The sequence below is a fragment of the Actinacidiphila cocklensis genome, from assembly GCF_907177275.1.
In the GTDB taxonomy this organism is placed as follows: domain Bacteria; phylum Actinomycetota; class Actinomycetes; order Streptomycetales; family Streptomycetaceae; genus Actinacidiphila; species Actinacidiphila cocklensis.
Map to the genome: position 1 here is coordinate 1 of NZ_CAJSLV010000109.1, position 26694 is coordinate 26694.

21 protein-coding genes and 1 pseudogene are annotated in these 26694 nt (G+C 73.5%); 5 read left to right on the plus strand and 17 right to left on the minus strand.

Annotated elements, in window-relative coordinates; genetic code table 11:
- On the minus strand, positions 1 to 603 hold a 603-nt coding region (locus tag NFU81_RS37010), incomplete at its 3' end, for a TerD family protein (protein WP_251500516.1).
- A 72-nt stretch (positions 604 to 675) separates the two neighbouring features.
- Positions 676 to 1362, minus strand: coding sequence for a M48 metallopeptidase family protein (locus NFU81_RS37015; RefSeq protein WP_422665383.1), 687 nt, complete (start codon positions 1360 to 1362; stop codon positions 676 to 678).
- A gap of 264 nt (positions 1363 to 1626) precedes the next feature.
- Between NFU81_RS37015 and NFU81_RS37020 the strand changes: the two genes are divergently transcribed.
- Positions 1627 to 2976, plus strand: coding sequence for an ABC1 kinase family protein (locus NFU81_RS37020; RefSeq protein ID WP_251500476.1), 1350 nt, complete (start codon positions 1627 to 1629; stop codon positions 2974 to 2976).
- A gap of 19 nt (positions 2977 to 2995) precedes the next feature.
- On the opposite strand, the gene NFU81_RS37025 is transcribed toward NFU81_RS37020, so the two are convergent.
- From NFU81_RS37025 to NFU81_RS37045, 5 genes are all read right to left on the minus strand, one after another.
- On the minus strand, positions 2996 to 3175 hold the full coding sequence (locus NFU81_RS37025) for a hypothetical protein (protein WP_251500478.1): 180 nt from the start codon (positions 3173 to 3175) through the stop codon (positions 2996 to 2998).
- A gap of 141 nt (positions 3176 to 3316) precedes the next feature.
- Positions 3317 to 3637, minus strand: coding sequence for a hypothetical protein (locus NFU81_RS37030; protein ID WP_251500479.1), 321 nt, complete (start codon positions 3635 to 3637; stop codon positions 3317 to 3319).
- Positions 3634 to 3951 carry a WhiB family transcriptional regulator gene (locus tag NFU81_RS37035; RefSeq protein ID WP_079189450.1) on the minus strand — a complete coding sequence of 106 codons (318 nt, stop codon included), beginning with the start codon at positions 3949 to 3951 and terminating at the stop codon, positions 3634 to 3636. Before NFU81_RS37035 ends, NFU81_RS37030 begins: the two co-directional genes overlap by 4 nt.
- 189 nt (positions 3952 to 4140) lie before the next feature.
- Positions 4141 to 4476 (minus strand): hypothetical protein, encoded by a 336-nt coding sequence (locus NFU81_RS37040; RefSeq protein ID WP_251500481.1) that lies wholly within the window; start codon positions 4474 to 4476, stop codon positions 4141 to 4143.
- Between the two features lie 137 nt (positions 4477 to 4613).
- Positions 4614 to 6968 carry an ATP-dependent DNA helicase UvrD2 gene (locus NFU81_RS37045; RefSeq protein ID WP_274038033.1) on the minus strand — a complete coding sequence of 785 codons (2355 nt, stop codon included), beginning with the start codon at positions 6966 to 6968 and terminating at the stop codon, positions 4614 to 4616.
- 125 nt (positions 6969 to 7093) lie between these two features.
- Here NFU81_RS37045 and NFU81_RS37050 point away from each other — a divergent pair, with 125 nt between their 5' ends.
- Complete coding sequence (locus NFU81_RS37050) at positions 7094 to 7351, plus strand: glutaredoxin family protein (protein ID WP_251500483.1); 258 nt, start codon at positions 7094 to 7096, stop codon at positions 7349 to 7351.
- Positions 7352 to 7378: 27 nt separating this feature from the next.
- Here the strand turns inward: NFU81_RS37050 and nudC are convergent, their stop codons facing one another.
- The 5 genes from nudC to NFU81_RS37075 form a co-directional block, all read right to left on the minus strand.
- Positions 7379 to 8320: an NAD(+) diphosphatase gene (gene nudC, locus NFU81_RS37055; RefSeq protein ID WP_251500485.1), complete on the minus strand. Its 942-nt coding sequence runs from the start codon at positions 8318 to 8320 to the stop codon at positions 7379 to 7381.
- Between the two features lie 205 nt (positions 8321 to 8525).
- On the minus strand, positions 8526 to 11885 hold the full coding sequence (locus tag NFU81_RS37060; RefSeq protein WP_251500488.1) for an ATP-dependent helicase: 3360 nt from the start codon (positions 11883 to 11885) through the stop codon (positions 8526 to 8528).
- Positions 11886 to 11942: 57 nt separating this feature from the next.
- A complete protein-coding gene (locus tag NFU81_RS37065) occupies positions 11943 to 12752 on the minus strand; it encodes a hypothetical protein (RefSeq protein ID WP_251500491.1) in 810 nt (269 codons plus the stop codon).
- A 134-nt stretch (positions 12753 to 12886) separates the two neighbouring features.
- Positions 12887 to 16195 (minus strand): ATP-dependent helicase, encoded by a 3309-nt coding sequence (locus tag NFU81_RS37070; protein WP_251500493.1) that lies wholly within the window; start codon positions 16193 to 16195, stop codon positions 12887 to 12889.
- Positions 16196 to 16421: 226 nt separating this feature from the next.
- Positions 16422 to 16793, minus strand: coding sequence for an MGMT family protein (locus tag NFU81_RS37075; protein ID WP_422665384.1), 372 nt, complete (start codon positions 16791 to 16793; stop codon positions 16422 to 16424).
- Positions 16794 to 16882: 89 nt separating this feature from the next.
- Between NFU81_RS37075 and NFU81_RS37080 the strand changes: the two genes are divergently transcribed.
- Entirely contained in the window at positions 16883 to 19852 is a 2970-nt protein-coding gene (locus tag NFU81_RS37080) for a lysylphosphatidylglycerol synthetase family protein (RefSeq protein WP_251500498.1), read from the plus strand.
- Positions 19853 to 19946: 94 nt separating this feature from the next.
- Here the strand turns inward: NFU81_RS37080 and NFU81_RS37085 are convergent, their stop codons facing one another.
- Entirely contained in the window at positions 19947 to 20834 is an 888-nt protein-coding gene (locus NFU81_RS37085; protein WP_251500501.1) for an FG-GAP repeat domain-containing protein, read from the minus strand.
- A 332-nt stretch (positions 20835 to 21166) separates the two neighbouring features.
- On the opposite strand from NFU81_RS37085, the gene NFU81_RS37090 reads away from it, so the two are divergent.
- Together NFU81_RS37090 and NFU81_RS37095 are read left to right on the plus strand one after the other, a co-directional pair.
- Complete coding sequence (locus NFU81_RS37090) at positions 21167 to 21868, plus strand: hypothetical protein (RefSeq protein ID WP_251500504.1); 702 nt, start codon at positions 21167 to 21169, stop codon at positions 21866 to 21868.
- Positions 21856 to 22932 (plus strand): hypothetical protein, encoded by a 1077-nt coding sequence (locus tag NFU81_RS37095; RefSeq protein ID WP_251500506.1) that lies wholly within the window; start codon positions 21856 to 21858, stop codon positions 22930 to 22932. The genes NFU81_RS37090 and NFU81_RS37095 overlap by 13 nt, the downstream gene beginning before the upstream one ends.
- 55 nt (positions 22933 to 22987) lie before the next feature.
- Here NFU81_RS37095 and moeZ read toward each other — a convergent pair whose 3' ends face one another.
- The 4 genes and pseudogenes from moeZ to NFU81_RS37115 all read right to left on the minus strand — a co-directional run.
- Positions 22988 to 24166, minus strand: coding sequence for an adenylyltransferase/sulfurtransferase MoeZ (gene moeZ / locus NFU81_RS37100; RefSeq protein WP_251500509.1), 1179 nt, complete (start codon positions 24164 to 24166; stop codon positions 22988 to 22990).
- Positions 24167 to 24301: 135 nt separating this feature from the next.
- On the minus strand, positions 24302 to 25093 hold the full coding sequence (locus NFU81_RS37105) for a spherulation-specific family 4 protein (protein ID WP_251500511.1): 792 nt from the start codon (positions 25091 to 25093) through the stop codon (positions 24302 to 24304).
- Positions 25081 to 25995: an NAD-dependent epimerase/dehydratase family protein gene (locus tag NFU81_RS37110; protein WP_251500513.1), complete on the minus strand. Its 915-nt coding sequence runs from the start codon at positions 25993 to 25995 to the stop codon at positions 25081 to 25083. Before NFU81_RS37110 ends, NFU81_RS37105 begins: the two co-directional genes overlap by 13 nt.
- Before the next feature lie 99 nt (positions 25996 to 26094).
- A pseudogene (locus NFU81_RS37115) lies at positions 26095 to 26694 on the minus strand (hypothetical protein); the annotation flags it as partial.

Sequence of the window (26694 nt, forward strand, 5' to 3'; positions counted from 1 at the left end):
GCCCGGTACGGGCGCGCCGGCGGCCGGCGGCGCGAAGCCGGGTGCCGCGGCCTGCTGCGGCGCCGCCGGCTCCTCCTCGGCGACCTCGCCGCCGAAGTGCTGGAGCAGCGCGGCCAGCCCGCCGTCGAAGCCCTGGCCGACCGCGGCGAAGCGCCAGACGTCCTTGAGGTAGATGTCGGCGAGCATCACGGCCCGCTCGGTGCTGAACTCGGCGCCGGTGAAGGCGTACCGCGCGACCTCCTCGCCGCCCGCGACGATCCGCAGGTAGCCGGGGCCGATCTGGGACATCTGCCCGCCGCCGTCGAGGGTGGCGGTGAAGGACAGCCGCTGCACGGCGGCCGGGATGCGGTCCAGGGTGACCCGGAAGGACTCGGTGTCGCCGGACTGCGCACCGAGCAGCTGGAGCGACTCCTCCGGGGACTTCGGCTGGTTGAAGAAGATGAAGTAGCGGTCGTCCGACAGCTCTTCCTTGGCGTCCAGGCCGAAGCAGCTGATGTCGAACGTCAGGCCAGGACCCGCGATCGACACGCCGACGTAGAGATCCGTCCCTGCCGTCAGATCACTGATCTTGGCCTTGTGGCCACGCTGGAATTCCCTGGCCATGGATCGACCGGCCCCCATCCCGTCCTCGCTGCTGGTGCGTTGCGACAGGCTAACCGGTCGCGCCCACAGCGGCTATTCTCCCCGGACCTCGCGGCTTTCCCGGGCCTGCCTGCCGTCCTCTTCGTCCCCGACGCCCCGGCCGGCCGGGGCGTGCGGCAGCCGCTCGGCGGCGACGACCCCTTCGAGGAAGCCGCGCGCCCGCTCGGTGCGCGGGTAGCACTCCAGCAGCTTCCAGAAGGCCGGGCCGTGGCCCGGCACCAGCAGGTGCGCCAGCTCGTGCAGCAGCACGTAGTCGATGACGTACTCGGGCATGCCCTGCAGCCGGTGCGAGAGCCGGATGCTGCCCTCGGAGGGGGTGCAGGAGCCCCAGCGGGAGTTCTGGTTGGTGACCCAGCGGACCGTGTCGGGCACCGCCCGGCCGGTCAGGTACTGCTCGGAGAGGCGTTCCGCGCGGGCCGCCAGCTCGTCGTCGCCGGGCATCCGGCGGCTCTCCTGGGCCGCCAGCTTCTCCAGCATGACGGCCACCCAGCGCTGCTCCTCGGCGGCAGACATCCGGGCGGGGATGAGGACCACCGTGCGGTCGCCGTCGCGGTAGGCGGACACCGTCTGCCGTCGCCGGGCGCTACGGCGTACTTCCACCGCGCTCGTCCGGTGGCCGCGGGCGGGCTGACTGGCGAGATTTCGCGCGGGATCGGCGGACACGCTCTCGACCGTACCTGCTGGGTGTGCGGGAAGTCCTGTCCCCAGGCCGGTTGCCATCGGAATCACCTCGCTTCTTACGCATATTGAACGACTATTCCCCACAACCTGTGGATAACTGGGTCGACAGTGCGACGGAATGGGGCATTCTGGAGAAGTCGTACACGGAGAGTGATGATCAGCGGGGGTGGTCGAGGGGTGAAACCGGCTACCCAACAGAAAGGAACAAAATATGACAGCCGAAGGTTGCTGACCCGCTCTTGACCGGGGCGTCGGTGGGGAGGGGCACAATGGCGAAGGTGACCGAGGCGAAACGAGGGGCGCATGTCTGATCTTCCGCGTAAGGCGGTGACCCGGACCGCGAAGCTGGCTGCGCTCCCCCTGGGGTTCGCCGGGAGGGCCACGCTCGGGCTCGGGAAGCGGCTGGGGGGCAGGCCGGCCGACGAGGTGGCGGTCGAACTGCAGGAGCGCACCGCGGAGCAGCTGTTCAAGGTGCTCGGCGAGCTGAAGGGCGGGGCCATGAAGTTCGGCCAGGCCCTGTCGGTCTTCGAGTCCGCGCTGCCCGAGGATGTCGCGAGCCCCTACCGGGCCGCGCTGACCAAGCTCCAGGAGGCCGCGCCGCCGATGCCGGCCCGCACCGTCCACCGGGTGCTGGCCGAGCGGCTGGGCAAGGACTGGCGCTCGCTGTTCGCCGAGTTCGAGGACGCCCCGGCCGCGGCGGCGTCGATCGGGCAGGTGCACCGGGGGGTGTGGAGCGACGGCCGCAAGGTCGCGGTGAAGGTGCAGTACCCCGGCGCGGGGGACGCACTGCTGTCCGACCTCGCGCAGCTGGGCCGGGTGGCCCGGCTGTTCGGGCCGCTCATTCCCGGCATGGACGTCAAGCCGCTGCTGGCCGAACTGCGCGCGCGGGTCGAGGAGGAGCTGGACTACGACCTCGAAGCCAGGGCGCAGCACGTCCACGCGGTGGAGTTCGCAGGGGACCCCGACGTGGTGGTGCCCGACGTGGTGCACCAGGCCGACCAGGTGCTGGTCACCGAGTGGATGGACGGGGTGCCGCTGTCGGAGGTGATCTCCGGGGGCAGCCAGGAGATGCGCGACCGGGCCGGCCAGCTGCTGTCGCACTTCCTCTTCGCCGGGCCTGCCCGCACCGGGCTGCTGCACGCCGACCCGCACCCGGGCAATTTCCGGCTGCTGACCGACGACGGCCCCGCCTCGGGGTGGCGGCTGGGGGTGCTGGACTTCGGCACCGTCGACCGGCTGCCCGAGGGGCTGCCGCTGCCGATCGGCACCGCGCTGCGGCTGGCGCTGGCCGGCGACGCGGAGCAGGTGCACGCGATGCTGCGCGAGGAGGGCTTCGTCAAGCCGACGATCAAGCTGGACTCCGACGCGGTGCTCGACTACCTCCGGCCGATCATCGAGCCGGCCGGGCGCGAGGAGTTCGCATTCGACCGGGCCTGGATGCGGGCGCAGGCGGCCAGGATCGCCGACCCGCGCTCACCCGCCCACCAGCTGGGCAAGCAGCTGAACCTGCCGCCGTCGTATCTGCTGATCCACCGGGTGACGCTGAGCACGGTCGGGGTGCTGTGCCAGCTGGGCGCGACCGTACGGCTGCGGGCGGAGCTGCAGGAGTGGCTGCCCGGCTTCGACCCGGAGGGTGCGGCGGAGTCCGCCTGAAGCCCCGGGCGCTGCCCGGCTACCACCAGGCGGAGTCCAGCCGGCTCTCGATGCTGCGCAGATGGCGGCGAGCGCAGTCGTCGCAGAAGTAGACACGGCGGCCGTTCTCGACGGAGCAGGTCCACGTCAGCGGTAGACCGGGCCGGGTGGTGCCGCAGCGGGCGCATGTCGTCGTGGTCGATACGTTCTTCTGATCCACTGGGTGACGATACCTCCGCGCATGCCGTATTTGTCGGCATAACGCACCGCGGGGCCGGTCCTTTCGGACCGGCCCCGCGGTGAACGAGCGGTAATGCTCAGTGCTGTGCTGTTCCTGCTCGGTGCTGTCGTGGCGTGACGACTACTGCATCACGGCCAGGGCGAGTGCCCGCCGCGCCCGCAGGGACGCGCGCTCGGCACGCCGCTGCAGCCGCCGGGCGGCGATCAGCCGGGACGCCCTGCGTTCGTGCTCGGCCTCGTAGAGCCGCTGTTGCATATGGGCACGGGCCAGAGCTTCTGGCATGAGTTGCATTTCGTGGTTCCTGTTCTGGTGCGACGCCATCGCGTCGGAAGTACGTGCGGTCTGTTCGATGCGGGAGGGTGTCATCGGGGCCTGATTCATCGGGTCGTGGTGGAGGGGGCGGTCGATCGTCCCCGGCGTGCGGAGCTTCCTGGTGTTCATGCCGCAACCGCGTCCTTGCGCGGGCGGCCACGCGGCCGCTTGCGGGGCACGACGACGCCCTGGATGAACAGCTCGCCGCCCCAGACGCCCCAGGGCTCGCGGCGGTCCTTGGCGCCGGCGAGGCAGGCCTCGCGTACCGGACAGGTCTGGCAGAGGGACTTGGCGTACTCGACGTCCGCCGGCGACTCGGCGAAGAAGACCTCCGGGTCGTAGGTACGGCAGGGGACGGGCACGCCGAGGCGCTCGATCTCGTCGTCAAGCTCGGTCAGGGGAAGCAAGGTGGTCTCCGGGGGCTGTGCGGGAGGGCGGCTCAGGTCTGGCGTGGGTCCGGACTGTGCGTGCTGGGCGGTAGGCACGGTGGGTTCGTTCCTCGTCTGTCGGTCCGGCCGGTCGGCCGGTTGTCGGTGGTGTCTCCGTGGAGACGCTGTCTTCTGGGGAAAACAGAAGGGCCGCGGATCCCGGTCTGGGATTCCGCGGCCCTGAGGTGCCGACCTGATGCGCTATCAGGCTGGATCACTCCAGGGTTCGAGCCCGCGGAAGGCCCACTTGCCGTACTGCTGCGTCTTCTGCTGTCCGTTCGCATAGCCATTGGCGCCTTCTGCACCCTTGGCGGTCCGGTTGCCGGCGCCGTTGGTCGCCGCCACGGAGGTAAAGGCATGCGCCTTCGCCTTCGCCGCCGTCGCTACCGCGGGCGCCTCGGTCGGTCGCTCACTGCGCACACGGGTCGGCAGAACCGGGAGCAGGGCGGACATGAGACCGGTGGCGGGCAGCGAGATGCCGAGCGGGCAGGCGGCGATGACCGAGCGATCGGTCAGTTTGGTAATCGTCTGGCTGGCCACTGGAATCGCCTCCTCTCGGCGTCTCGTAAGGATGAAGAACCGTACTTGCCTAGTACATCACGATCGGGTGGGCTCTTGGAAGAGCCGTTCTCAACCGCGCTCGTGAAGGCTATGGGGACCTCCGCGGGATGCGCAAACTATTTTTCGGCTTCTTCGCGAGAAGATTTCACGACGTCCGCGAAGCCCTCCCCCGGGCCGTCGTCGAAGGCCTCGTCAGCGCCCTCGTCGACGCCCTCGCCGACGCCCTCGTCGACGCCGTCGCCGGGCTCGTCGGCCGACTCGTCTGCGGGCTCGTAGGCCGGCTCGTCGGCCGCCGGGCCGGCCGGCTCGTCCTGCGGGTCGCCGGCCGGCTCGCGGCCCGCGCACAGCGCGAGCACGTCCGGGCCGAACTTGTCGAGCTTGCGGGCGCCGACCCCGGGGATCGACGACAGCTCCGCCGCCCCCTTCGGCCTGACCTCGGCGATGGCCAGCAGCGTCCGGTCGGTGAACACGCAGTAGGCGGGCTGGCCCAGCGCCTTGGCCTGGGTCGTACGCCAGGTGCGCAGCCGGTCGTACAGCGCCTCGTCCAGGTCCGAGGGGCAGTCCTCGCAGCGCATCAGCTTGATCTCGCCCGCGTCGGACAGGGTGCGGCCGCACACCCGGCACAGCACCGGGCCGCGCTTCCTGCGGCCGCCGGAGCCGCGCTCCACCCCGCCCGCACCGCCGCCGCCCGCCGGGCGGGCGCCGCGCGGCGCGGACCCGGGCCGCAGCCCGTCCAGGAAGCGGGAGGGCCGCCGCCCGCCGCGCCCGCCGGGCGAGCGGGACAGCGCCCAGGACAGCCCCAGGTGCAGCCGCGCCCGGGTGACGCCGACGTAGAGCAGCCGCCGCTCCTCCTCGACCTGCTCGTCGGTCTTGGCGAAGGTGATCGGCAAGGTGCCCTCGGTCAGGCCGACCACGAAGACGGCGTCCCACTCCAGGCCCTTGGCCGCGTGCAGCGACGCCAGGGTGACGCCCTCGACGGTCGGCGCGTGCTGCGCGTTGGCCCGCTCGTCCAGCTCCGCGACGAAGTCGCCGAGGGTGGCGTCGGGCTTTGCCGCGGTGAAGTCCTCCGAGAGCCGCACCAGCGCGGCGAGCGACTCCCAGCGGTCCCTGACGGCGCCCGACCCGGCGGGCGGCTCCGAGGCCCAGCCGCGGGAGCTGAGCACCGCCCGCACCTGCTCGGGCACGGTCGCCGCGTCCTCGGGGTCGGCCGAGGCCCTGGCCGCGCCGCGCAGCAGCAGGCCCGCCTCGCGCACCTCGGGCCGCTCGAAGAACCGCTCGGCGCCGCGCAGCTGGTAGGGCACCCCGGCGTCGGCGAGCGCCTGCTCGTAGACCTCGGACTGGGCGTTGATGCGGTAGAGCACCGCGATCTCGCTGGGCCGCACCCCGGAGCCGATCAGCTCCTTGATCCGCCGGGCCGCGCCCTCCGCCTCGGCCGGCTCGTCCGCGTACTCGGCGTAGGTCGGCTCGGGGCCGGCCTCGCGCTGCGAGATCAGCTCCAGGCGGTGCGCCGCCGCCTGGCCGCGGGCCTGGGACAGCAGCCCGTTGGCCAGGCCCACCACCTGCGGGGTCGAGCGGTAGTCGCGGACCAGCTTGACCACGGTGGCCGCCGGGTAGCGGGTCCTGAAGCCGAGCAGGAAGTCCGGGGTGGCGCCGGTGAAGGAGTAGATCGTCTGCGAGGCGTCGCCGACCACGCACAGGTCGTCCCGGCCGCCCAGCCACAGTTCGAGCAGCCGCTGCTGGAGCGGGCTGACGTCCTGGTACTCGTCGACCACGAAGTGCTGGTACTGCGAGCGGACCGTGTCGGCCACGTCGGGCCGGTCCTGGAGCACGCCGACCGTCAGCAGCAGCACGTCCTCGAAGTCGATCACCCCGCGGTCCCGCTTGAGCTGCTCGTACGTCGTGTAGATGCGGGCGATCTCGGCCGGGTCGCGCGGCACGTCCCGCCCGGTCTTGGCGGCCACCGCCGGGTAGTCCTCGGGCACCGTCTGGGTGACCTTGCACCACTCGATCTCGCCGGTGACGTCCCGCAGCTCGTTGCGGTCGAGCCGGATGCGGGAGCGCGCACCGGCCTCGGCGACCAGCTGGACCTTGCGCTCCAGCAGCCGGGGCATCTCGCCGCCGATCGCCCGCGGCCAGAAGTACTGCAGCTGGCGCAGCGCCGCCGAGTGGAAGGTGCGGGCCTGCACTCCCCCGGCGCCGAGCTGCCGCAGCCGCCCGCGCATCTCGCCGGCCGCCCGGGCGGTGAAGGTGACCGCGAGCACGCTGGCCGGCTGGAGCATGCCGGCCCGCACCCCGTAGGCGATCCGGTGGGTGATCGCCCGGGTCTTGCCGGTGCCGGCCCCGGCCAGCACGCACACCGGGCCGCGCAGCGCCGTGGCGACGGCGCGCTGCTCGGGGTCGAGGCCTTCGAGCACCGCGTCCGCGGAGTCGGGCACCGCGGGGAAGAGCGAGTCGTGGGTTGTCGCAGTCACAACCGCCACTCTGCCAGGTCCGGCCGACAGCCCGGAAAAGTTATCCACAGGGTGTGCCGGAATGCGGGCGTCCCGGCGCGCGTTGTGGGGGTGCCAGATTCTCTCGTGACGAGGAGCGAAAACCGATGCCGGGCACCGTGACGATGTACAGCACCAGCTGGTGCGGCTACTGCCGCCGACTCAAGGGGCAGCTCGACCGCGAGGGCATCGCCTACACCGAGATCAACATCGAGGAGCACCCCGAGTCGGCGAAGTTCGTCGAGCAGGCGAACGGCGGCAACCAGACGGTGCCGACCCTGCAGATCGTGCCCTCGGCCGGTGGCGCGGAGGTCGTGATGACCAACCCGAGCCTGGCGCAGGTCAAGCAGGCACTCGGCGCGTAACCGCCCCCGGGGGCAGCCCCGCGGCCGTCACGGACGCGGCAGCGGGGCGCCGTACCAGCCCTCGATCAGCCGGGCGGCGATCGAGATGCCGGACGGCGGCAGCACCTCGCCCGAGGCGAAGGCGGCCCGCAGGTCCTCGCGGGAGAACCAGCGGGCTTCGTGGATCTCCTCGCCGTCGACGGTGATCTCCGACGAGACGGCGCGCGCGTTGAAGCCCAGCATCAGGCTGGACGGGAAGGGCCACGGCTGGCTCGCCACGTAGCTGACGTCGTCGCCGACGGTGACCCCGACCTCCTCGGCGACCTCGCGGCGTACCGCCTGCTCGATGGACTCGCCGGGCTCGACGAAGCCGGCCAGCGTCGAGAAGCGGCCCTCGGGCCAGTGCAGCTGGCGGCCGAGCAGGGCGCGGTCCTGGTCGTCGGTGACCAGCATGATCACCGCGGGGTCGGTGCGCGGGTAGTGCTCGGTCAGGCACGCGGGGCAGCGGCGGATGTGGCCCGCGGCGGCGATGACGGTGCGCTCGCCGCAGCGGGAGCAGAAGCGGTGCATGCGCTGCCAGTTCTCCAGCGCCACCGCGTGCACCATCAGCCCGGCTTCCAGCGGCGACAGCAGCCCGCCGACCTCGCGCAGGCCCGCGGCCCGCGCCGCGCCGTCCATCCGGCCGGGCAGCGCGTCCTTCTGCAGCGCGAAGTAGCGCACGCCGTCCGGCGCGATGCCGAGGAAGTAGCGGTGCATCTCGGTCTCCGGCGCGTCGAACGCCGGGGTCATCACCAGTTCGGTGCGGCCGTCGGGTCCGTCCTCGACCAGCACCTGGCCGCCGGAGACCACGAACACCCGGGTCGTCGGGTGGCTCCACGCCGCGGCGAGCCACGCCTCGTCCATGCGGTGGTGTGCGGCCCGGTCCACCCCCGAGTAGGTGAGTGCCAGCGGTCGGTCCGTCGCGCCGAGTCCGGTCAAGGTCGCTTCCATCTCCCCGAGTACGTGGTGTGCTTTCCCGCAAGCGCACCACCTTGTCGTCCACCCGGTGCCAACCGCCTGCCGGCAGGGAAATTCCCGGTGACGGTACGGATACGCCGCGTCGTCCGAGGTGGAGCGCGTCCTGTGCAGCCTAGCCCGGTACCGCCGCGGCGGCGGTACGGGGCCGTACGGCGCCCTGCCGCGCCACGGCGCCGGGTCAGTCCTCGGCGGCCAGCAGCCCTTCGAGTTCCACGCGTCCGGGCAGGTGCGCGGGCCTGACCACCTCGCCGGAGCGGACGAAGAGGAACGCGGCGCCGACCCGGTCGAGCGGTACGCCCTGCCGCTCCGCCCAGGCCAGCCGGTAGATCGCCAGTTGCAGCGGGTCGGCGGCGGCGGCCGGGGCGCGGCCGGTCTTCCAGTCGACGATCTCGTACGTGTCGCCGCGGCCGTCCTCGGCACTGATGCGGTAGACCGCGTCGATGCGCCCCCTGACGACCCGGCCGCCCAGCGTCAGGTGCACCGGGACCTCGACGCGGTAGGGGGTGCGGTCGGCGTAGGGGGTGCGCAGGAACGCCTCCTTGAGCGCTGTGAGGTCCGCCTCGTCCGCGATGTCGTCGCCGCCCTCGACCCCGGGCAGGTCCTCGGGGCCGAACAGCGGGCGGGCGTCGAAGCGGGACTCGACCCAGGCGTGGAAGCGGGTGCCGCGCCGGGCCGCGGGGGCCGGCGGGCGGGGCAGCGGGCGGGCCAGTTCGCGGGCGAGGCCCTCGGGGTCGGCGGCCAGCTGCATGAGCTGGCTCGCGGTGAGCGTCGCGGGCAGCGGTACGTCCCGCACTGTGGCCCGCGCCCTGCGCAGCTCGCCCGCGAGGGCGTCCAGGTCGCGGTCCCAGGACGCGACGAGCCTGGCCTCGGCAGGGTCGAGGCCGTCGGCCGCCCCGGCCGGCGCACCGCTGCCGTCCTGGAGGCCGGAGCCGCCGCCCATTGCCGCGGACTCGCCCCGCGCACCGGGAATCCCCGCGGCCGCCGCCATGTCACCGTCCGCGGCCTCCCCCGGGGCCTCCGCGCCCGCCTCCTGCTCCGCGTACGCCAGCACAGTGCGCGCCGCCCAGCGCCGCCTGCGCAGCGCCGTCGGGTCCAGCGGCAGCGGCCACGGGTGGTCCTTGACGTCGTCGAGCGCGGGGTTGGTCGCGTCCTCGGCCGGCCGCTCCGCCCACACCTCGATCTCGCCGTGCCCGGCCTCGCAGTGCTCGCGCAGGGCGTCGAGGAAGGCCGACGGGCCGAACGGCGTCTTCTGCGTCGGTCCCCACCAGTGCCCCGAGCCCAGCAGCAGCGAGCGCGGCCGGGTGAAGGTCACGTAGCCGAGCCGCAGCTCCTCCACGCGCTGGTGCTCCTTCATGGCGTCGCGGAAGCCGTCGAGCCCGGCCCGCGTCCACTCCGCCACGTCGGGCAGCGTCGCAGCGTCGCCGCGCAGCCCGTGCGGCAGCACCTTGGCGTTGGCCGGCCACAGTTCGCGCCCGCGCTCGCTCGGGAAGCCCTTGGCGACCAGTCCCGGCACCGCCACCACGTCCCACTCCAGGCCCTTGGACTTGTGCGCGGTGAGCACCTTCACCGTGTTCTCGCCGCCCGGCAGCGAGCTGTCCAGGCCCTTCTCGTACTGCGCCGCCGTGTGCAGGAAGCCGAGGAAGGCCAGCAGCGTCGCCTCGCCGTCCAGGGCCGCGAAACCGGCGGCGACGTCCAGGAAGGACGTCAGCGTCTCGCGGCGGCGGGCGGCCAGCGCGTGCGGCGACGCGGACAGCTCGACGTCGAGCCCGGTGGCGGCGAGCACCCGGTGCAGCACGTCCATCAGCGGGTCGGCCAGCGCCCTGCGCAGCTCCCGTATCTCCATCGCCAGCCGTGCGAACCGCACCCGCGCCTCGGCGGAGAAGGGCAGCCCGTCGTCCGGGTCGGCGTCGAGGAAGGTCTCCAGGGCGTCCGCGAGCGAGACCACCTCGGCCGGGTCCACGCCCTCCACCGCGGCCGCCAGCGGGTCGCGCCCCTCGGCGCCCGCGGGCACGTAGCGGACCAGCAGCCGTGCGCGGCGGCCGAGCAGGGCCAGGTCGCGCGGGCCGATCCGCCAGCGCGGGCCGATCAGCAGCCGGACCAGCGCGGCGTTCGCCGTCGGGTCGTGCAGCACCTCGCAGACCGCGACCAGGTCGGCGACCTCCGGCAGGTGCAGCAGCCCGGACAGGCCCACCACCTCTACGGGGATGTCGCGGGCGACCAGCGCGGCATGGATCTCGGGGAAATGCGCCGCGGTCCTGCACAGCACCGCGATGCCGCCGGGAGGCGTGCCGGTACGCACCAGGTGCGCGATCGAGTCGGCGAGCCAGGCCGTCTCGTCCTGCTGGGTCGGCAGCAGGGCGCAGCGCACCTGCCCGGCCAGCTCGGCGCCGGGGGCCGGCCGCAGCGCCTCGACGCCCTCGTGGCGGGCGCGCAGCTCGGCCGCCAGGGTGTTGGCCAGGTCGAGCAGCCGGCCGCCGGAGCGGCGGTTCTCGCTGAGCGAGTAGCGGTCGGCGGGCCGCCCGTCGGGGTGCGCGAAATGCCGCGGGAAGTCGTCGAGGTTCGCCACCGACGCGCCGCGCCAGCCGTAGATGGCCTGGCAGGGGTCGCCGACCGCGGTCACCGCGTGCCCGCTGCGGCCGCCGAACAGCCCCGCGAGCAGCAGCCGCTGGGCGACCGAGGTGTCCTGGTACTCGTCGAGCAGCACCACGCGGTACTGCTCACGCAGCTGCGCCCCGACCTCCGGCCTGGTCTGCGCCAGCCGCGCCGACAGCTCGATCTGGTCGCCGAAGTCCAGCAGGTCGCGGCGCCGCTTGTCGTCGCGGTAGGCCGCGGCCAGCTCGCCGAGGTCGCGGCGGGCGGCGACCGCCTGGCGGACGTCCCGCACCCACGCGTTGCCGCGCTTGGCCGGGTCGATCGCGGACAGCTCCTCGGCGAGCCGGGTGTCGTACGCGCGCAGCTTCTCGGCCGGCACCAGGTGCTCGGCCAGCTCGCCGGCCAGCGCGAGCAGGTCGCCGACCAGCGTCGGCAGGCCCTTGGTGAGCGCCGGGTACGGCCCGGGTGCGGCCCGCAGCACCTTGGCCGCGAGCTGGTAGCGGGTCGCGTCGGCGAGCAGCCTGGCGGTCGGTTCCAGGCCGATCCGCATCCCGTGGTCCTTGAGCAGCTGCCCGGCGAAGGCGTGGTACGTCGAGATGTTCGGGTCGCCGCCCGCCGGCTGCTCGCCGCCCGCCGGCTCCGCCTGCGGGCCGTACGGGTCGCGGTCGGTGATGCCGGCCTGCGCGAGGGCCTTGCGCACCCGCTCCGACAGCTCGCCCGCCGCCTTGTTGGTGAAGGTCAGGCCGAGCACCTGCTCGGGAGCCACCTGCCCGGTGCCGACCAGCCACACCACCCGCGCGGCCATCACCGTCGTCTTGCCGGAACCCGCTCCTGCCACGATCACGCCCGGCGCGAGCGGCGCGGTGATGCACGCCGTCTGCTCCGGGGTGAAGGGGATGCCCAGCAGCTCCCTGAGCTGCTCGGGCGAATGGATGCGGGTTGCCACCCCATGGAGGCTATCCGGAGTCGCCGACACCGGTGGTGCCGGCCGCCGCCCGCCGGGTCAGACGTGGAAGCCGCCACTGCCGTCGTCGCTGCCCAGGTCACCGGCGTCGACGGTGGCCGAGGACGGCGGTGCGCTGACCTTGGGCGGCAGGCCGACGTCGGTGAAGACGGCGGAGGACCGGGAGCTCCCGTCGCGGGTCTCGGCCTTGACGACGTAGGGGTGGACGCCGGTCGAGACGTAGACGGTCATCGACCCCTGCCTGTCGCTCAGGGTCAGCGGGACGACCGGCCTGCCGTCGAGCGTGGTCCTGTCCCTCTTCGCCATCAGGTCGGCGGCGTCGCCGTCGGGCAGCAGGCTGTCGAGCACCTCGTCCAGGCTGCAGAAGGAGTCCAGGCCCTTGCCGGTGTACTCCCGGGACGTCAGCCTGGCCCATTTCCCGGTGAGCCGGTCCGCCGCGGCGTCCCCCGCGTCACCGGCGAAGTCCTGCCAGAACTCGGTGTTGCCCTTGACGTACGCGCCCGTCCCGCCCGGGCGGACCATCTGCATGCTCTCGTCGCCGAACTCCGCCGCGACGGCGCATCGGGACACGGTGGTGACGGCGACCTTGACGTGCATGTCCGTGCCGTCGTCGACCCCGGTGGCGTCCACGGTCATCGCGCCGGCGACCCGCATCGCCGTCTTCGCCTCGTCGAGCACCTCGCTCGCCGTCATCCCCGGGAACGCCTCGGCCTGCGCGGCCGTCGTCGCGGCCGGGACGACCAGCGGGGCGGACGAGTCCGCGCTGTCGTCGGTGTTGCAGCCGCTGATCGCGGCGATCGCTGCGGTGGCGGCGCACACGGCCACCACGATCCTGCTCCTGGCCGGCATCGGCCGTCCCCCTCGGATTCCCCACACCTGTACCCGCGTTGGACGCGCGCACCCCCACCCCCGGTTGTACGGCAAACATAGCGTCGGGCGCTGACAATTACCTGGCCGGGGTATACGGGGTATATGCGCAGCGGTCACTCCACGACGTGCCGGCCCTCGGGCCGTGCCGTGCAGGAGGCACGGAAGGCGCAATGTGTGCAGTGCTGGCCGGCGGCCGGAGTGAAGCGCTCGTCCAGCACCCGGCCCGCGGCGGTGGCGAGCAGGTCCTCCGCCCACTCGCCGGTGAGCGGTTCCTGCCGCTGCACCGCGGGTACGGTCTCGCCGCCCTCGCGGCGGGTCGCACCGAGCCGCAGCTGCACCAGCTCCGCACCGCCCGGGGCCGGGGGCCGCCCGCCGAACAGCGGGTCGACGGCGCCTTCGCGTACGGCCAGCTGGTAGACCGCGAGCTGCGGGTGGTGCGCCACCTGGTCGCCGGTCGGCTTGCTGCGGCCGGTCTTGAAGTCCACGACATACGCCGCGCCCTGCGCGTCCGTTTCGACCCGGTCCATACTTCCGCGGATACGGATACGGGCGTCACCCGCGGCAAGGGTGACGTCGAAGTCGTGCTCGGTGGCGACAGGGGTGCGGCCGCGCTCCATGACGTGCCAGCGCAGGAACCGTTCGAGGGCGGCGCGGGCGTTGTCCTTCTCCTGCCGGGACTTCCAGGGCGCGTCAAAGGCCAGCGCGTCCCATACGGAGTCCAGCCGGGCCATCAGGACGTCCAGGTCGGCGGGGGTGCGGCCGGAGGCGACCTCGTCGGCCAGGACGTGCACGACGTTGCCGAAGCCCTGGGCGGCGGTGGCCGGCGGTTCCGCCTTGACCTCGCGGCCCAGGAACCACTGCAGGGCGCAGGTGTTGGCCAGCTGGTCCAGCGCGCTGCCGGACAGCGCCACCGGCTGGTCGCGGTCCCGCAGCGGTACCGCGGACGCGGTCGGCTCGTACAGGCCCCACCAGCGGTCCGGGTGCGCGGCGGGCACCAGCGGGTGGCCGTCGTCGCTCAGCGCCGCGAGCCGGGCCAGCCTGCGGGCCGCCGCCTCGCGCAGCGCCGGCGAGGCCGCCGGGTCGACGGTGGTCGCGCGCAGTTCCGCGACCAGCGCGGAGACCGCCAGCGGGCGGCGCGGGCGGCTGGTCACGTCCTGCGGTTCGACGCCCAGCTCCGCCAGGAAGCGGGACGGCTGGTCGCCGTCGTCGGCCGCGGACTTCACGGCGGTGACCAGCAGGCGCTCGCGGGCGCGGGTCGCCGCCACGTAGAAGAGCCGGCGCTCCTCGGCCAGCAGCGCGCCCTGGCTCAGCGGTGGGGCGATGCCGTCCCGGCCGATGCGGTCGGCCTCCAGGAGCGAGCCGCGGCGGCGCAGGTCGGGCCACACGCCCTCCTGCACGCCCGCGACCACCACGAGGTGCCACTCCAGGCCCTTGGACCGGTGGGCTGTCATCAGCTGGACGGCGTCCGGCCGTACGGTGCGGCCGCCGAGCGTGTCGGCCGCGATGTCCTGGGCGGACAGCTCCTCCAGGAAGTTCAGGGCGCCGCGGCCGCCGGTGCGCTCCTCCGCGCGGGCGGCGGTCTCGAACAGCGCGCACACCGCGTCGAGGTCGCGGTCGGCGTTGCGGCCGGCCGCGCCGCCGCGCAGGGCGGCCCGCTCCAGGCGGGCCGCCCACGGGGTGCCGTTCCACAGCGCCCACAGGGCGTCCTCCGCGGTGCCGCCCGCGGCCAGGGTGTCGCGGGCCGTGCGCAGCAGCGCGCCGACGCGGCGGGCACCGCGGGCGTACGACGGGTCGTGGGCGGTGAGCCGCTCCGGCTCCGCGACGGCTTCCGCGATCAGCTCGTCCGAAGGGCGCGGTACGGCGGTGCCGGCCGCGCGCTCCTCCTCGCGGAGCGCCCTGCCGAGCCGGCGCAGGTCGGCGGCGTCCATGCCGCCGAGCGGCGAGCCCAGCAGGGTCAGCGCGTCCTCGACGCCCACTGTGATCCCCCGGGGTGTCCCAGGGACCGCCTCGGCCGGTGTGTCCGGGGGTTCCGGGTCCGGTTGCTCCGGCGCCGGGAGCAGGGAGGTCGCGGCGAGGCGGAGGGACAGGAGGAGCGGGGTGACGGCCGGGTCGGTGTGCAGGGGGGTGGTGGACGGGGGGAGGTCGATGGGGACGCCGGCGGAGGTCAGGGCGCGGCGCAGCGGGGCCAGGGCGGCGGACGTACGGGTGAGGACCGCCATCGTGTGCCAGGGCCGGCCGTCCTCCAGGTGGGCGCGGCGCAGGGTGTCGGCGATGGACTCGATCTCGGCCCCCGGGGTCGGGTAGGTGCGCACGGCCACGGCGCCGCCCGCGGCTTCGGCCGTCAGGGCGCGGTGGGCGCGTACCGCGGCCGCGGGGAGCCGGGGCAGCGGCATACGGGCGGTGAGCTGGCGGGTGGCGGCCAGCAGCCCGCCCCGTGCCCGCCGGGAGACGCGCAGGACGCGGACGTCCGCGGGCCTGCCGTCCCGCCGGGGGAATTGCTCGGGGAAGCCGAGGATGCCGTTGATGTCGGCGCCCCGGAACGCGTAGACGGACTGGTCGGGGTCGCCGAAGGCGACCAGCGTGCGGCCCTGCCCCGCCAGCGCCCGCAGCAGCCGCACCTGCGCCGGGTCGGTGTCCTGGTACTCGTCGACGTAGACCGCGTCGTAGCGCCGGGTCAGCTCCCGGTGGACCTCGGGGCGCCCGGCGAGCAGCACGGCCTTGTGCACCAGCTCGGTGTAGTCGACCATCCCGCCCATCTCGGTGACGTCCAGGTACTCGTCGAGGAAGGCGGCCGCCGCGGTCCAGTCCGGCCGCCCGATGCGGTGGGCGAAGTCGGCGAGCGCGGCAGGCCCCAGGCCCAGTTCGCGGGTGCGGGCCAGCACCGCCCGCACCTCGTCGGCGAAGCCCCTGGTGGTGAGCGCGGCCCGCAGGTCGTCCGGCCAGCCCGCCTTGCCGCGGCCCTCCCGCGCCAGCGCCGCCTGCCCGGCCAGCAGCTCGCGGACCAGCAGGTCCTGCTCGGGACCCGACAGCAGCCTGACCGGCTCCTGGAAGTCGTCCGCGTCCTGCTGCTCGCGGACCAGGGCGTAGCAGAAGGAGTGGAAGGTGCTCGCCGTGAGGCCGCCCAGGCCCCGCGCGGCCATCCGGTCGCGCAGGTCGACCGCCGCCCTGCGGCTGAAGGTGAGGACGAGGACCCGCTCGGGCGCGGTGCCGGCCCGCACGCGGGCCAGCACCGACTCGATCAGCGTGGTGGTCTTGCCGGTGCCCGGCCCCGCGAGCACCAGCAGCGGCCCGTCCCGGTGCTCAACCACCGCCCGCTGCGCCGCGTCCAGCACAGGGGGCCGTACGGGCGCGGGCGGCGTCCGCAGCAGCCGGTAGCCGACGGCCGCGGAGGCCGCCGGTGCGGGAGGGGAGGACAGGATCACGTGGTTCGCCGGTTCGTCGAAGGCTTGAGCGGTGGTGCGGTCGCGGAGGCGGGCGCCGCCGGGGGCGGGGTTCCGGGCGCGGCCCGGGGTGCGGTGCGCCCGACGCTACGCCGTGGCCCGCGCGGGTCGCAGGCGTCCGGGGGACACGCCGGACACTCCGTACGGGGCGCCGATGCCGTACGCGAGCCCCGGATGGCGGAAGCTGGGAGGCATGAGTTTCCGGCCCTCAGCCGTCTGCCGCGGCGCCCGCGCCCGGCGCGCGCCCGTCCCAGCGCGCCCGGCGCATGTCGACGCGCGGTATGTGGCCCTCGCTCGCGGGTCCCGCGCTCCGCAGCGGTGTGCCCTCGGCGCGGTAGGCGTCGATCGCGCTCAGTTCGTGGCCGGGCAGCAGGACCCCGTCGGCCCGGACCACGCGCCACCACGGCACCCCGCTGCCGTACAGCGCGAGCACCCGGCCGACCTGCCGCGGACCGCCCTCGCCGAGCCATTCCGCGATGTCGCCGTAGCTCATCACCCGCCCGGCCGGGATCAGGTCGACGGTGTCGAGCACCCGCTCCGCGTAGTCGCCGGGTGTGCCGGGGTCGTCTTCCTCGCTCATCCGCCCCATCCTGCCCCAGACCACCGACACCGGGGGGTTCCGGTGCCAACCGGACGGCGCTCGTGCCACCATCGTCCCGGCGGTGACTGGTGATACGAGATCAAGAAGAGACCGAAGCGGATCAGCCGGGCGCGGACAAGGCCGGAGGGGCCTCCCGCGCCCGTAAAGCGCTGCCCGCACCCGGCGGCGGCTCCGACCAGGACCGCGCCGCCCGCGGCAAAGGCGGCACACATGGCAGCGCCAACGGCAAGGGCGACGCGATGAGCGCCGCCGGCGGCCGTGACGGAGGCCACGGCAAGGACGAGGGCCAGAAGCCACCGGACGCCGAGGACACCCAGAACGGCAAGGACAGCAAGGACAGCGCAGGCGGAGCCGAGGGCTCGCGGCCGGACAGCGCCGAGCACACCCACACGGTGGTCCCCGAGCCCGGACCCACCCCGGTCGCCGTCGACGAGCCGCTGCTCGCCGCCCGGGTGCACCGGCCCGCCGACCTCATGCGGTTCCTGTTCGGGCTGCTCGGCATCGCGGTCGTACTGGCCGTCGCGGGCTTCGCGCACGCGACGACCACCGGCCTGGAAACGGACATCACCAAGGGCACCGACCACGCGCCCGACGTGCTCGCGTCCTTCGCCGGCCTGACCGCGAGCATCGCGGTGCTGATCGTGCCGGTCGCCTTCGCGATCGAGCGGCTGGCCAAACGGGACGGGCTGCGGATCGCCGACGGCGTGCTCGCCGCCGTCCTGGCGCACGGCACGGCCCTTGCCACGGACCTGTGGGTGACCAACTCGGCGCCCGGCCCGATCCGCGACGCGCTCACCCACAACGCCCCGTCCGGCACCGGCATGACCGACCCGGTCCACGGGTACCTCGCGCCGGTCATCGCCTACGTCACGGCGGTCGGCATGGCGCGGCGCCCGCGCTGGCGGGTGGCGCTGTGGTTCGTCCTGCTGCTCGACGCCTTCGCTGTGCTGGTCGGCGGCTACACGACGCCGTTCTCGATCGCGGTGACCGTACTGATCGGCTGGACGGTCGCCTACGGCACGGTCTACGCGGTCGGCTCGCCGAACGTCCGCCCCACCGGGCGGCAGCTGCTCGCCGGGCTGCGCAGGGTCGGCTTCAGCCCGCAGACCGCCCGCCGGGTCCAGGAGGACGGGCCGGAGACCGCCGACTCCGACCGCGGGCGCGGCTACCTGGTCACGCTGGAGGACGGGCCGCCGCTCGACGTCACGGTGGTGGACCGCGAGCGGCAGGCGCACGGCTTCTTCTACCGGGCCTGGCGGCGGCTGTCCCTGGTCGGCGGCATCACGCAGCGGCGGTCCCTGCTGTCGCTGCGCCAGGCGCTGGAGCAGGAGGCGCTGCTCGCCTACGCGGCGATCGCCGCGGGCGCCAACGCGCCGAAGCTCATCGCCACCTCGGAGCTGGGTCCCGACGCGGTGATGCTGGTCTACGAGCACATCGGCGGCCGGCGGCTGGACGCGCTGACCGACGAGGAGATCACCGACACCCTGCTGCGCGAGGCCTGGACGCAGGTGCGGGCACTGCAGTCGCGGCGGATCGCGCACCGGCGGCTGGTCGGCGAGTCGCTGCTGGTGGACCAGTCGGGGCGGGTCTTCCTGACCGATCTGCGCGGCGGCGAGATCGCGGCGGGCGACATCGTGCTGCGGATGGACGTGGCGCAGCTGCTGACGACGATGGCGCTGCGGGTCGGCCCCGAGCGTGCGGTGGCGTCCGCGGTGGCGGTGCTCGGCCCGGACGCGGTGGCCAACTCGCTGCCGCTGCTCCAGCCGATCGCGCTCAGCCGCGCCACCCGCGCCCAGCTCAAGCAGCTGGCCAGGGAGCGCGCACAGCGCGAGCGCGAGGCGGTGCTCGCCGCCTCCGCCGCCGAGAAGGAGGCCCGCGAGCTGCAGCGGGCGCAGGACGCGGCGGCCCGCAGAGCGGCCCACGGGGCCGGCGCGGACGAGGCGGGCGCCGAGGGCAAGGGCGAGGACAAGGCGGTCTCCAAGGCCGAGCGCAAGGCCGAGAAGCGGGCGATAGAGGACGCGCTGGAGGAGGCCCGCGAGGAGGACCTGCTCTCCCGTATCCGGCAGCAGGTGCTGCTGATCCGCCCGCAGGCCCCGGTCGAGCCGGTCCGGCTGGAGCGGATCAAGCCGCGCACCCTGATCACGGTGATCGCCGGCGCCTTCGCCGCGTACTTCCTGCTGTCCCAGCTCAGCTCGGTGCCGATCGGGCACGCCATCGCCAACGCCGACTGGCGCTGGGCGATGATCGCGGTCGCCGGGTCCGCGGCGAGTTACGTCGCCGCGGCCTGCGCGCTGGCCGGCTTCGTACCGGAGCGGCTGTCGCTGCTGCGGACGGTGCAGGCGCAGATCGCCGGCTCGTTCGTGAAGCTGGTGGCGCCCGCCGCGGTCGGCGGGGTGGCGCTGAACACCCGCTACCTGCAGAAGGCCGGGGTGCGCCCGGGCCTGGCCGTGGCGAGCGTGGGCGCCTCGCAGCTGGTGGGCCTGGGCATGCACGTGCTGCTGCTGATGACGTTCGGCTTCATCACCGGTACGGAGAAGACGCCGTCGCTCTCGCCGTCCCGTACGGTCATGGCGGGGCTGCTGACCGCCGGTGTGCTGGTGCTCGTGGTCACCGCGGTGCCCGCGCTGCGGAAGTTCGTCTCCACCCGGGTGCGCGCGCTGTTCGCCGGCGTCGTGCCGCGCATGCTGGACGTGCTGCAGCGGCCCGGCAAGCTGGCCACCGGCATCGGCGGCACGCTGATGGTGACGGTGACCTTCGTGATCTGCCTGGACGGCTGCGTACGGGCCTTCGGCGGGCATCTGAGCTACGCGGCCGTCGCGGTGGTCTTCCTGGCCGGCAACGCGCTGGGCTCGGCCGCCCCGACGCCCGGCGGTGTGGGCGCGGTCGAACTGGCGCTGACCGGTGGTCTGATCGCGGCCGGCCTGCCCAAGGAGGTGGCGACGCCCGCCGTGCTCTTCTTCCGGCTGCTGACCTTCTGGCTGCCGGTGCTGCCCGGCTGGCTGTCCTTCACCCAGCTCTCCCGCCGCGGCGAGCTGTAGCGGGCAGGCAGGCAGCGGGCAGGTAGCGGGCGGACAGCACGAAGGCCCGGGGCGCTGAGCGCCCCGGGCCTTGTGCGTCACCTCACCGTGCCGGTCAGAACAGGTAGTTGAAGGCGTTCCAGCCGGTGCCGATCTTCGCGCGGGCGTGGAAGCCGCCGGTGCCGGTGCCGGCGTAGACGTACAGGACGCCGGCGCTGTCACGGGCGATCAGGTCGTTGACGGCGTCACCGTTGCTGTCGCCGAGCCCGAGGATCTTGTTGTACGTGTTCCAGCCGCCCCCGATCCTGACGCGGTTCCCGTTGAGGGGCGCGTCGGCCAGGCCGGTGCCCTTGTACATCCACAGCACGCCGCTCTTGTCGCGGGCGACGATGTCCGGCTTGCCGTCGCCGTTCAGGTCGCCGCGGCCGGTGATCTGGGTGAAGGCGTTCCAGCCGCCGCCGACCTTGCGGCGGCCGGTGAACGTGCCGTCCTTGTTGGACAGGTACTCCCAGAGCACACCGGCGCTGTCACGGGCCAGGAGGTCGGGGTACGCGGCGCCGCCGAGGTTTCCTGGCGTCACGAAGGTGTTGTAGATGCTCCACCCGGTACCGATGACCTTGTTGCCGGGGTACATGTGCAACGTGCCGCCGAAGTTGGCGTACAGGTTCACGTTCTCGTCGTTGGCCGGGTTGTTCTTGAACAGCGCCTTGGCGGGGCCGAAGCCGTTGCCCATGTTCTCCTTGGAGTCGAAGCCGCCGTTGGCGCGCGGCCCGTAGTCCCAGAGGTTGCCGGCGGAGTCCCGGCCGTCGATGCCGAGCGCCCAGATCGGCTCCGCCGCCGCGGCGGCGTTCGGGCTGGCGGAGAACGCGCTCCTGCTGCTGTGCTGCGAGACCGCGTGAGCGGTGCCGACGGTCACAGGGCCGTCGTTGGCGCTCGCCGCCATTGTCGTGCCGAGCGTCAGCGCGAGCGCACCCGCGGCGATGGCCGCGGCTTTCGCCTTCATGCTGCGTCCGGAGCCACGACGGTCATGCTTTTTCACCTGTGGTCCCCCTTGGATTAGGTGATGACGGTGCTGTGCCTTGTTGCGGGAGTTCCGTTACAAGACGCCTGACGTTATCGCGTCCGGTTCCACCGAACCTCACACGAAACGTCATCGCCACGTCACAGTTCTGTCATCGAGACAGGGCCGTGACCCAATCCGCACATCGCACCTCTCGTGCGGCCGGGCGGCCGTCTGTACCGTGATTGGCCTGGATACGGGGACCAGTTGGGCTGTACGTGTATTCGGCGTGCCCGGTCGGTGCCCATGGAGCACGGCGATCGGGGAGCCGGACGATGCGAGCTCACAGCGCGGTAACAGTCCTCGCGGTGACGGTGGTTGCCGCCGGCGCGCTGGTGGCGTGCGGCGGCGGTTCCGGCTCCGGTGACTCCGCGACGATCTCACCCGCCGCGACGGGCGGCACGGCTGCCGCGACCACCACGGCCGCACCGACCGGCGCGTCGGGGTCGCAGGCGGGCGCCCCGCTCAAGCTCGACCCGGCGGTCGCGCTGCCCAAGGACGTGAAGGTCGTCTTCGACTGGTCGATGCCCAAGGACCCGGCACAGAACGCCGCGTTGACCGCGGCGGCCGACTACCTCCAGTCGATCGACCACGCCGTCGTCCGGCAGACGACCCAGGACCCGCCGCTGCACGCGCACGCGGCAGGCGACGCGCTCGCCTACGCCCGCGACTTCGTCCAGCGCAACATCGACGCGAAACAGACGCTCAGTGGAACCGACCGCTTTTTCCGCCCCGTCTTCGGTAACGGCATCGGCGCGAAGGGCGGTTCGACGAACTCGGTGGAGATCAGGCTCTGCAACAACCAGTCGAAGATCTACAGCAAGGACGTCGTCGGCGGGAAAGTGCACGTGACCGGCGAGAACGACCAGAGCTACGTGCTCTTCGACATCCTCCTGGTCCGACTCCCGGTCGCGCACCCGTACTGGCAGGCACAAGGGATCACCGTGAAGGAGGGCTCCCTGCAATGCAAGGACTGACCACCGCCGGACGCGTCCGCCGCGGGCTCGCCGCGGCCGGAGCGCTCACGGTCGCCTGCGGGCTCGTACTGACCGCGGCAGGACCCGGCTACGCCAACACCACCACCACGAAGAACACCGCGGACAACACCACCCTGACCGCGAGCGTGCGCTACACCACCACCTCGGGCTCCGGTAAGACCACCACGACGGTGCCGCTCGGCTCCTCCGACGTGACGTGGGAGCCGCCGCCCTGCTGGATCGGGCCGATCGGCGACCCGGAGACGTTCAAGAAGAACCTGCTCAAGAGCGTCGCGGACACCAACATCCCCGGCCAGGCCAACTACGCGCTGGAGGCCATGGACGAGCTCCGCAGGCACTACGAGGAGGGCCTGGCCTGGAACACCTCGGGTGAGGCCTACAAGAACTTCAACCTCGACAAGCAGGGCCAGGGGCTCTTCTGGGGTCCGGTGGTCAACGAGCAGTCCACCAGCGTCCACAAGTACGACTGCAACGGCACGCTGCCCTTCTGGGTGGACAACGGCAAGCTGCCGCCGCCCGGCACCGAGCACGTGATCACCCCCGAGATGCTCTCGCGGCTGGCGTACGCCCACACCGAGGTGCCGGGGGTGACCGTGGTGACCAGCCCGGCCGCCACCCAGACGGTGAACCTGCCCACCTGGGTGCGGCTCACCCAGGACTACGACCAGGTGCAGGTGCGGGCGTCGATCGACATCGGCGGCGGCCAGGAGATCTGGGCGCAGACCACGGCGGTGCCCGCCCCCGTGCACATCGACCCGGGCACGAGGGACGCCACCCTCTACCCGGCGTCGGGCGACTGCCCGGTCGCGGCGGACGGCACGGTCGGCAAGGCCTACAACGGCGACCCCGATGCGCTGCCGCCGTGCGGCATGACCTACCGCCGCTCGACCGCGGCCACCGGGCCGTACCAGCTGGACGTGACGGCCACCTGGCACGTGACCTGGGCCGGCTCCGACGGCACCGGCGGAACGCTCCCCGACGGCGTCGTCCACAACCCGCCGCAGGACCTGACGGTCCGCGAGATCCAGTCCGTCAACCGCTGACACAGCGCGCGAAGGCGGGCCGCGGCATGTCGCCGCGGCCCGCCTTCGCGGTCGGTCAGTAGATCGGCTTGTGCGGCTCGATCGTGTTGACCCAGCCGATCACGCCGCCGCCGACGTGGACGGCGTCGGAGAAGCCGGCGGACTTGAGGACCGCGAGCACCTCGGCGCTGCGCACGCCGGTCTTGCAGTGCAGCACTATCCGCTTGTCCTGCGGCAGCGTCGCCAGGGCGCTGCCCATGATGAACTCGTTCTTCGGGATCAGCTTCGCGCCCGGGATGGACACGATCTCGTACTCGTTCGGCTCGCGGACGTCGATGATCTCGATGTTCTCGCCGTCGTCGATCCACTCCTTGAGCTGCTTGGGAGTGATCGTCGACCCGGCCGCCGCGGCCTGCGCCTCGTCGGAGACGACACCGCAGAAGGCCTCGTAGTCGATGAGCTCGGTGACCGTCGGGTGGTCGCCGCAGACCGCGCAGTCCGGGTCCTTGCGGACCTTGACCGTGCGGTACGTCATCTCCAGGGCGTCGTAGATCATCAGCCGGCCGACCAGCGGCTCACCGATGCCGGCCAGCAGCTTGATCGCCTCGGTCACCTGGATCGAGCCGATCGACGCGCACAGCACGCCGAGCACGCCGCCCTCGGCGCAGGACGGCACCATGCCGGGCGGCGGGGGCTCGGGGTACAGGCAGCGGTAGCAGGGGCCGTGCTCGGACCAGAAGACCGAGGCCTGGCCGTCGAAGCGGTAGATGGAGCCCCAGACATACGGCTTGTCCAGCAGCACGCACGCGTCGTTGACCAGGTAGCGGGTCGCGAAGTTGTCCGTGCCGTCGACGATCAGGTCGTACTGGGAGAAGATCTCCATCACGTTCTCGGCTTCGAGCCGGGTCTCGTGCAGGACGACGTTCACCAACGGGTTGATGCCCAGCACCGAGTCGCGGGCCGACTCGGCCTTGGAGCGGCCGATGTCGGCCTGGCTGTGGATGATCTGGCGTTGCAGGTTCGACTCGTCGACCTCGTCGAACTCCACGATGCCGAGCGTGCCGACACCGGCGGCGGCCAGGTACATCAGGGCCGGCGAGCCGAGACCGCCGGCGCCCACACAGAGCACCTTGGCGTTCTTGAGCCGCTTCTGCCCGTCCATCCCGACATCGGGGATGATCAGGTGACGCGAGTATCTGCGGACCTCGTCAACGGTGAGCTCGGCGGCCGGCTCGACCAGGGGTGGCAGCGACACAGGGACCTCAGCAATACGGTTGGTCGGTCTCAGACGGTACGGACGTCCGCGTGTTCGCACACGCGTGACTCTGCAACACTGCCACGCCGGTCTTCATTCCAAGACACCCGGTCCGAGGACCGAGACATCTTCCGGTCACATCGTGGGCGGCCGCCCGTCCACCGCCCCGCCGCGGGCCAGTTCCGCCACCTGGTCCCAGTATCCGGGCAGACCGGACCACGGGTCGGTCCCGTCGCGTGCGGTGCGGTCGGTGAGGCACACCGTGGCCGCGCCCTGCCAGCGGGCGATCCGCAGGGCGCTGTCGAGGTGCAGCTCCGGCAGGCCGTGCACCAGGTGCACGAAGCGCGAGGGCGGATGGTCCGCGGTCCACAGCGGCGCCTCCGACCAGCGGTAGCGGTCCCACGGCCCGGCGAAGGTGACCAGCTGGTCGGCGAGGTCGGCGTAGCAGGGCTCGGGGTGGATGCCGTGGCCGAGCACGATGTGCCCGGTGCCGCTCCGTCCGGCGCCCGCCTGCTGTTCGAGCAGCGCCCGCAGCGTGGTGACCGCCCAGCGGCATTCGGCGGCGTCCTCCCGGCCCAGCGGCGCCCGGTCCAGGTAGAAGCCGTCGACCTGGTACCAGTCCAGATACCGCGAGGCGTCCGAGACCAGCTCGCCGAACGGCCGCCGCCCGCGGGCCGCGTCCAGCAGCCCGAGCAGCGGGACGCCGTTGTCGCGGACGCGGGCGGTCACCTCGGAGTACAGCGGGTCGGGGCGGCTGCCCGGGCCGCGGGAGACGTCGAAGGCGGCCCAGTCCAGCGACCGGCCGGGGCGGGCGATCTCGGCCCACTCCCCCGGTGCCATCAGGGGGTGGGCGAAGCCCGGCACCGCGAGTCCCGTGGCATCGCCGCGCGCCTGCGCACCGCGCGGCGGCCTGGTCAGACGCGGCATGCCGCCTCCATCCACACGTCGGCCAGCGACTCTTCGAGGCCGATCCGCGGCCGCCAGCCGAGCCGGTCGCGTGCGGTACGCACATCGGCCTGCTGCCACAGCCCGCAGCCGTCGGGGTACGGCGGCATCATCCCGCCGGACGGCGGCACCTCCTCCAGCTCGCGGACGGCGCCCTCGTAGCCGGCGACATGGGCCAGCGCGGACGCCATGTCGCGCATCCGCACCGCCCGGCCGCTGCCGATGTTCACCACGCCCTGCGCGGCGGACAGCGAGGCGGCGTGCACCGCGCGGGCGACGTCGCGGGCGTCGACGAAGTCCCGCTGCACCGCGAGGCCGCCGAGCCGCAGCTCCGGGTCGCCGTTCTGCATCGCCCGGCGCAGCGCCTCGGCGACCCGGCCGAGCGGCGCCCCCGTCGGGGTCCCGGGGCCGACCGGGCTGAACACCCGCAGCACCACGGCGTCCAGGCCCGAGCCGAGCACCAGCTCGGTCGCGGCCAGCTTGCTCACCCCGTACGGGCCGCCGGGCCGCGGCGGGGCGTCCTCGCCGGTGGAGGAGCCGACCGGCGAGGGGCCGTACTCCGAGCCGCAGCCCACCTGGACCAGCCGGGCGCCGATGCTGCTGCGGCGCATCGCCTCGCAGACCGTGGCGACGGCCACGATGTTCTGCCGGGTCAGTTCGCGGGCCGCACCGCGGGTGGTGCCCGCGCAGTTGACGACCACGCCGGGATGGACGGCGTCGAGGAAGCGGGCGAGCACGCCGGGCGCCCCGCTGGACAGGTCGAACCTGACGTCGGCGTCGTCGCTGCGGCCCAGCGCGGTGAGCTGGACGGCCGGGTCGGCGAGCAGGCGCTCCGCGACGTGGCGGCCGAGGAAACCGTCGGCTCCGAGCAGCAGCACTCTCATCGGGAGCCTCCGAGCGGTGCGGTGCGGTGGTGCCGGCGGTGCCGGGGGCTGGACGGTTGCGTGATCAAGGGTCCTTCTCCTGGTAGGTGTGGCGGGAGGTCAGTGGTGCGCCGCGGCCCGGGCGAGCAGGCGGAAGGCCTGGGCGGCCAGCACGGCGGCCGCGGCGCCGCACACGGCGGCCTCCGCGGTGCCGCCGGACGGCGCGAGGTGGCCGGGGGCGCCGGCGAGTACGAGGGTCAGCGCCTCGGCGACGCACGCCGCGGCCAGGCCGGCCGCGGCGGTCACCGGGTGGCCGTGCACGGCCAGCAGGCGGGCGGTGAACAGCAGGACGCCCAGCGCGGCCGGTCCTGCGAGCGGGGCGGAGCCCGCCATGGCCGCGGCGGTCAGCAGCAGCGCGGTCAGCGCGGCGGCGTAGCCGGCCAGGGCCGCCGCCAGCCGGGGCCGTACGGCGTCGGCGAAGTCGGCGAGGCTGTGGCTGGGGGCGAGCTGGGCGCGGGCGGCGACCGCGAACCAGCCGGCCAGGGCCGCGGCCGGGGCCAGGCTCAGCGCGAGCGCGGCGAAGCCGGCGGTGCCGGCGCCGGCGTCGAACCGGCCCCGGCCGGCGAGCGCGGTGACGGCCTGCTGGCCGTAGAGCGCGAAGCCGAGCAGGCCGTACGTCCACAGGGTCGCGCCCGCGCCGTGGGCCGCGCGCAGCGGCCC

Excerpts from the sequence above, each read along its gene's own strand:
- NFU81_RS37015 (WP_422665383.1), bottom strand. The coding sequence starts at position 1,362 with ATGGCAACCGGCCTGGGGACAGGACTTCCCGCACACCCAGCAGGTACG.
- NFU81_RS37020 (WP_251500476.1), top strand. The coding sequence starts at position 1,627 with ATGTCTGATCTTCCGCGTAAGGCGGTGACCCGGACCGCGAAGCTGGCT.
- NFU81_RS37030 (WP_251500479.1), bottom strand. The coding sequence starts at position 3,637 with ATGAACACCAGGAAGCTCCGCACGCCGGGGACGATCGACCGCCCCCTC.
- NFU81_RS37050 (WP_251500483.1), top strand. The coding sequence starts at position 7,094 with ATGCCGGGCACCGTGACGATGTACAGCACCAGCTGGTGCGGCTACTGC.
- nudC (WP_251500485.1), bottom strand. The coding sequence starts at position 8,320 with ATGGAAGCGACCTTGACCGGACTCGGCGCGACGGACCGACCGCTGGCA.
- NFU81_RS37065 (WP_251500491.1), bottom strand. The coding sequence starts at position 12,752 with ATGCCGGCCAGGAGCAGGATCGTGGTGGCCGTGTGCGCCGCCACCGCA.
- NFU81_RS37075 (WP_422665384.1), bottom strand. The coding sequence starts at position 16,793 with ATGAGCGAGGAAGACGACCCCGGCACACCCGGCGACTACGCGGAGCGG.
- NFU81_RS37085 (WP_251500501.1), bottom strand. The coding sequence starts at position 20,834 with ATGAAGGCGAAAGCCGCGGCCATCGCCGCGGGTGCGCTCGCGCTGACG.
- NFU81_RS37090 (WP_251500504.1), top strand. The coding sequence starts at position 21,167 with ATGCGAGCTCACAGCGCGGTAACAGTCCTCGCGGTGACGGTGGTTGCC.
- NFU81_RS37095 (WP_251500506.1), top strand. The coding sequence starts at position 21,856 with ATGCAAGGACTGACCACCGCCGGACGCGTCCGCCGCGGGCTCGCCGCG.
- NFU81_RS37105 (WP_251500511.1), bottom strand. The coding sequence starts at position 25,093 with ATGCCGCGTCTGACCAGGCCGCCGCGCGGTGCGCAGGCGCGCGGCGAT.
- NFU81_RS37110 (WP_251500513.1), bottom strand. The coding sequence starts at position 25,995 with ATGAGAGTGCTGCTGCTCGGAGCCGACGGTTTCCTCGGCCGCCACGTC.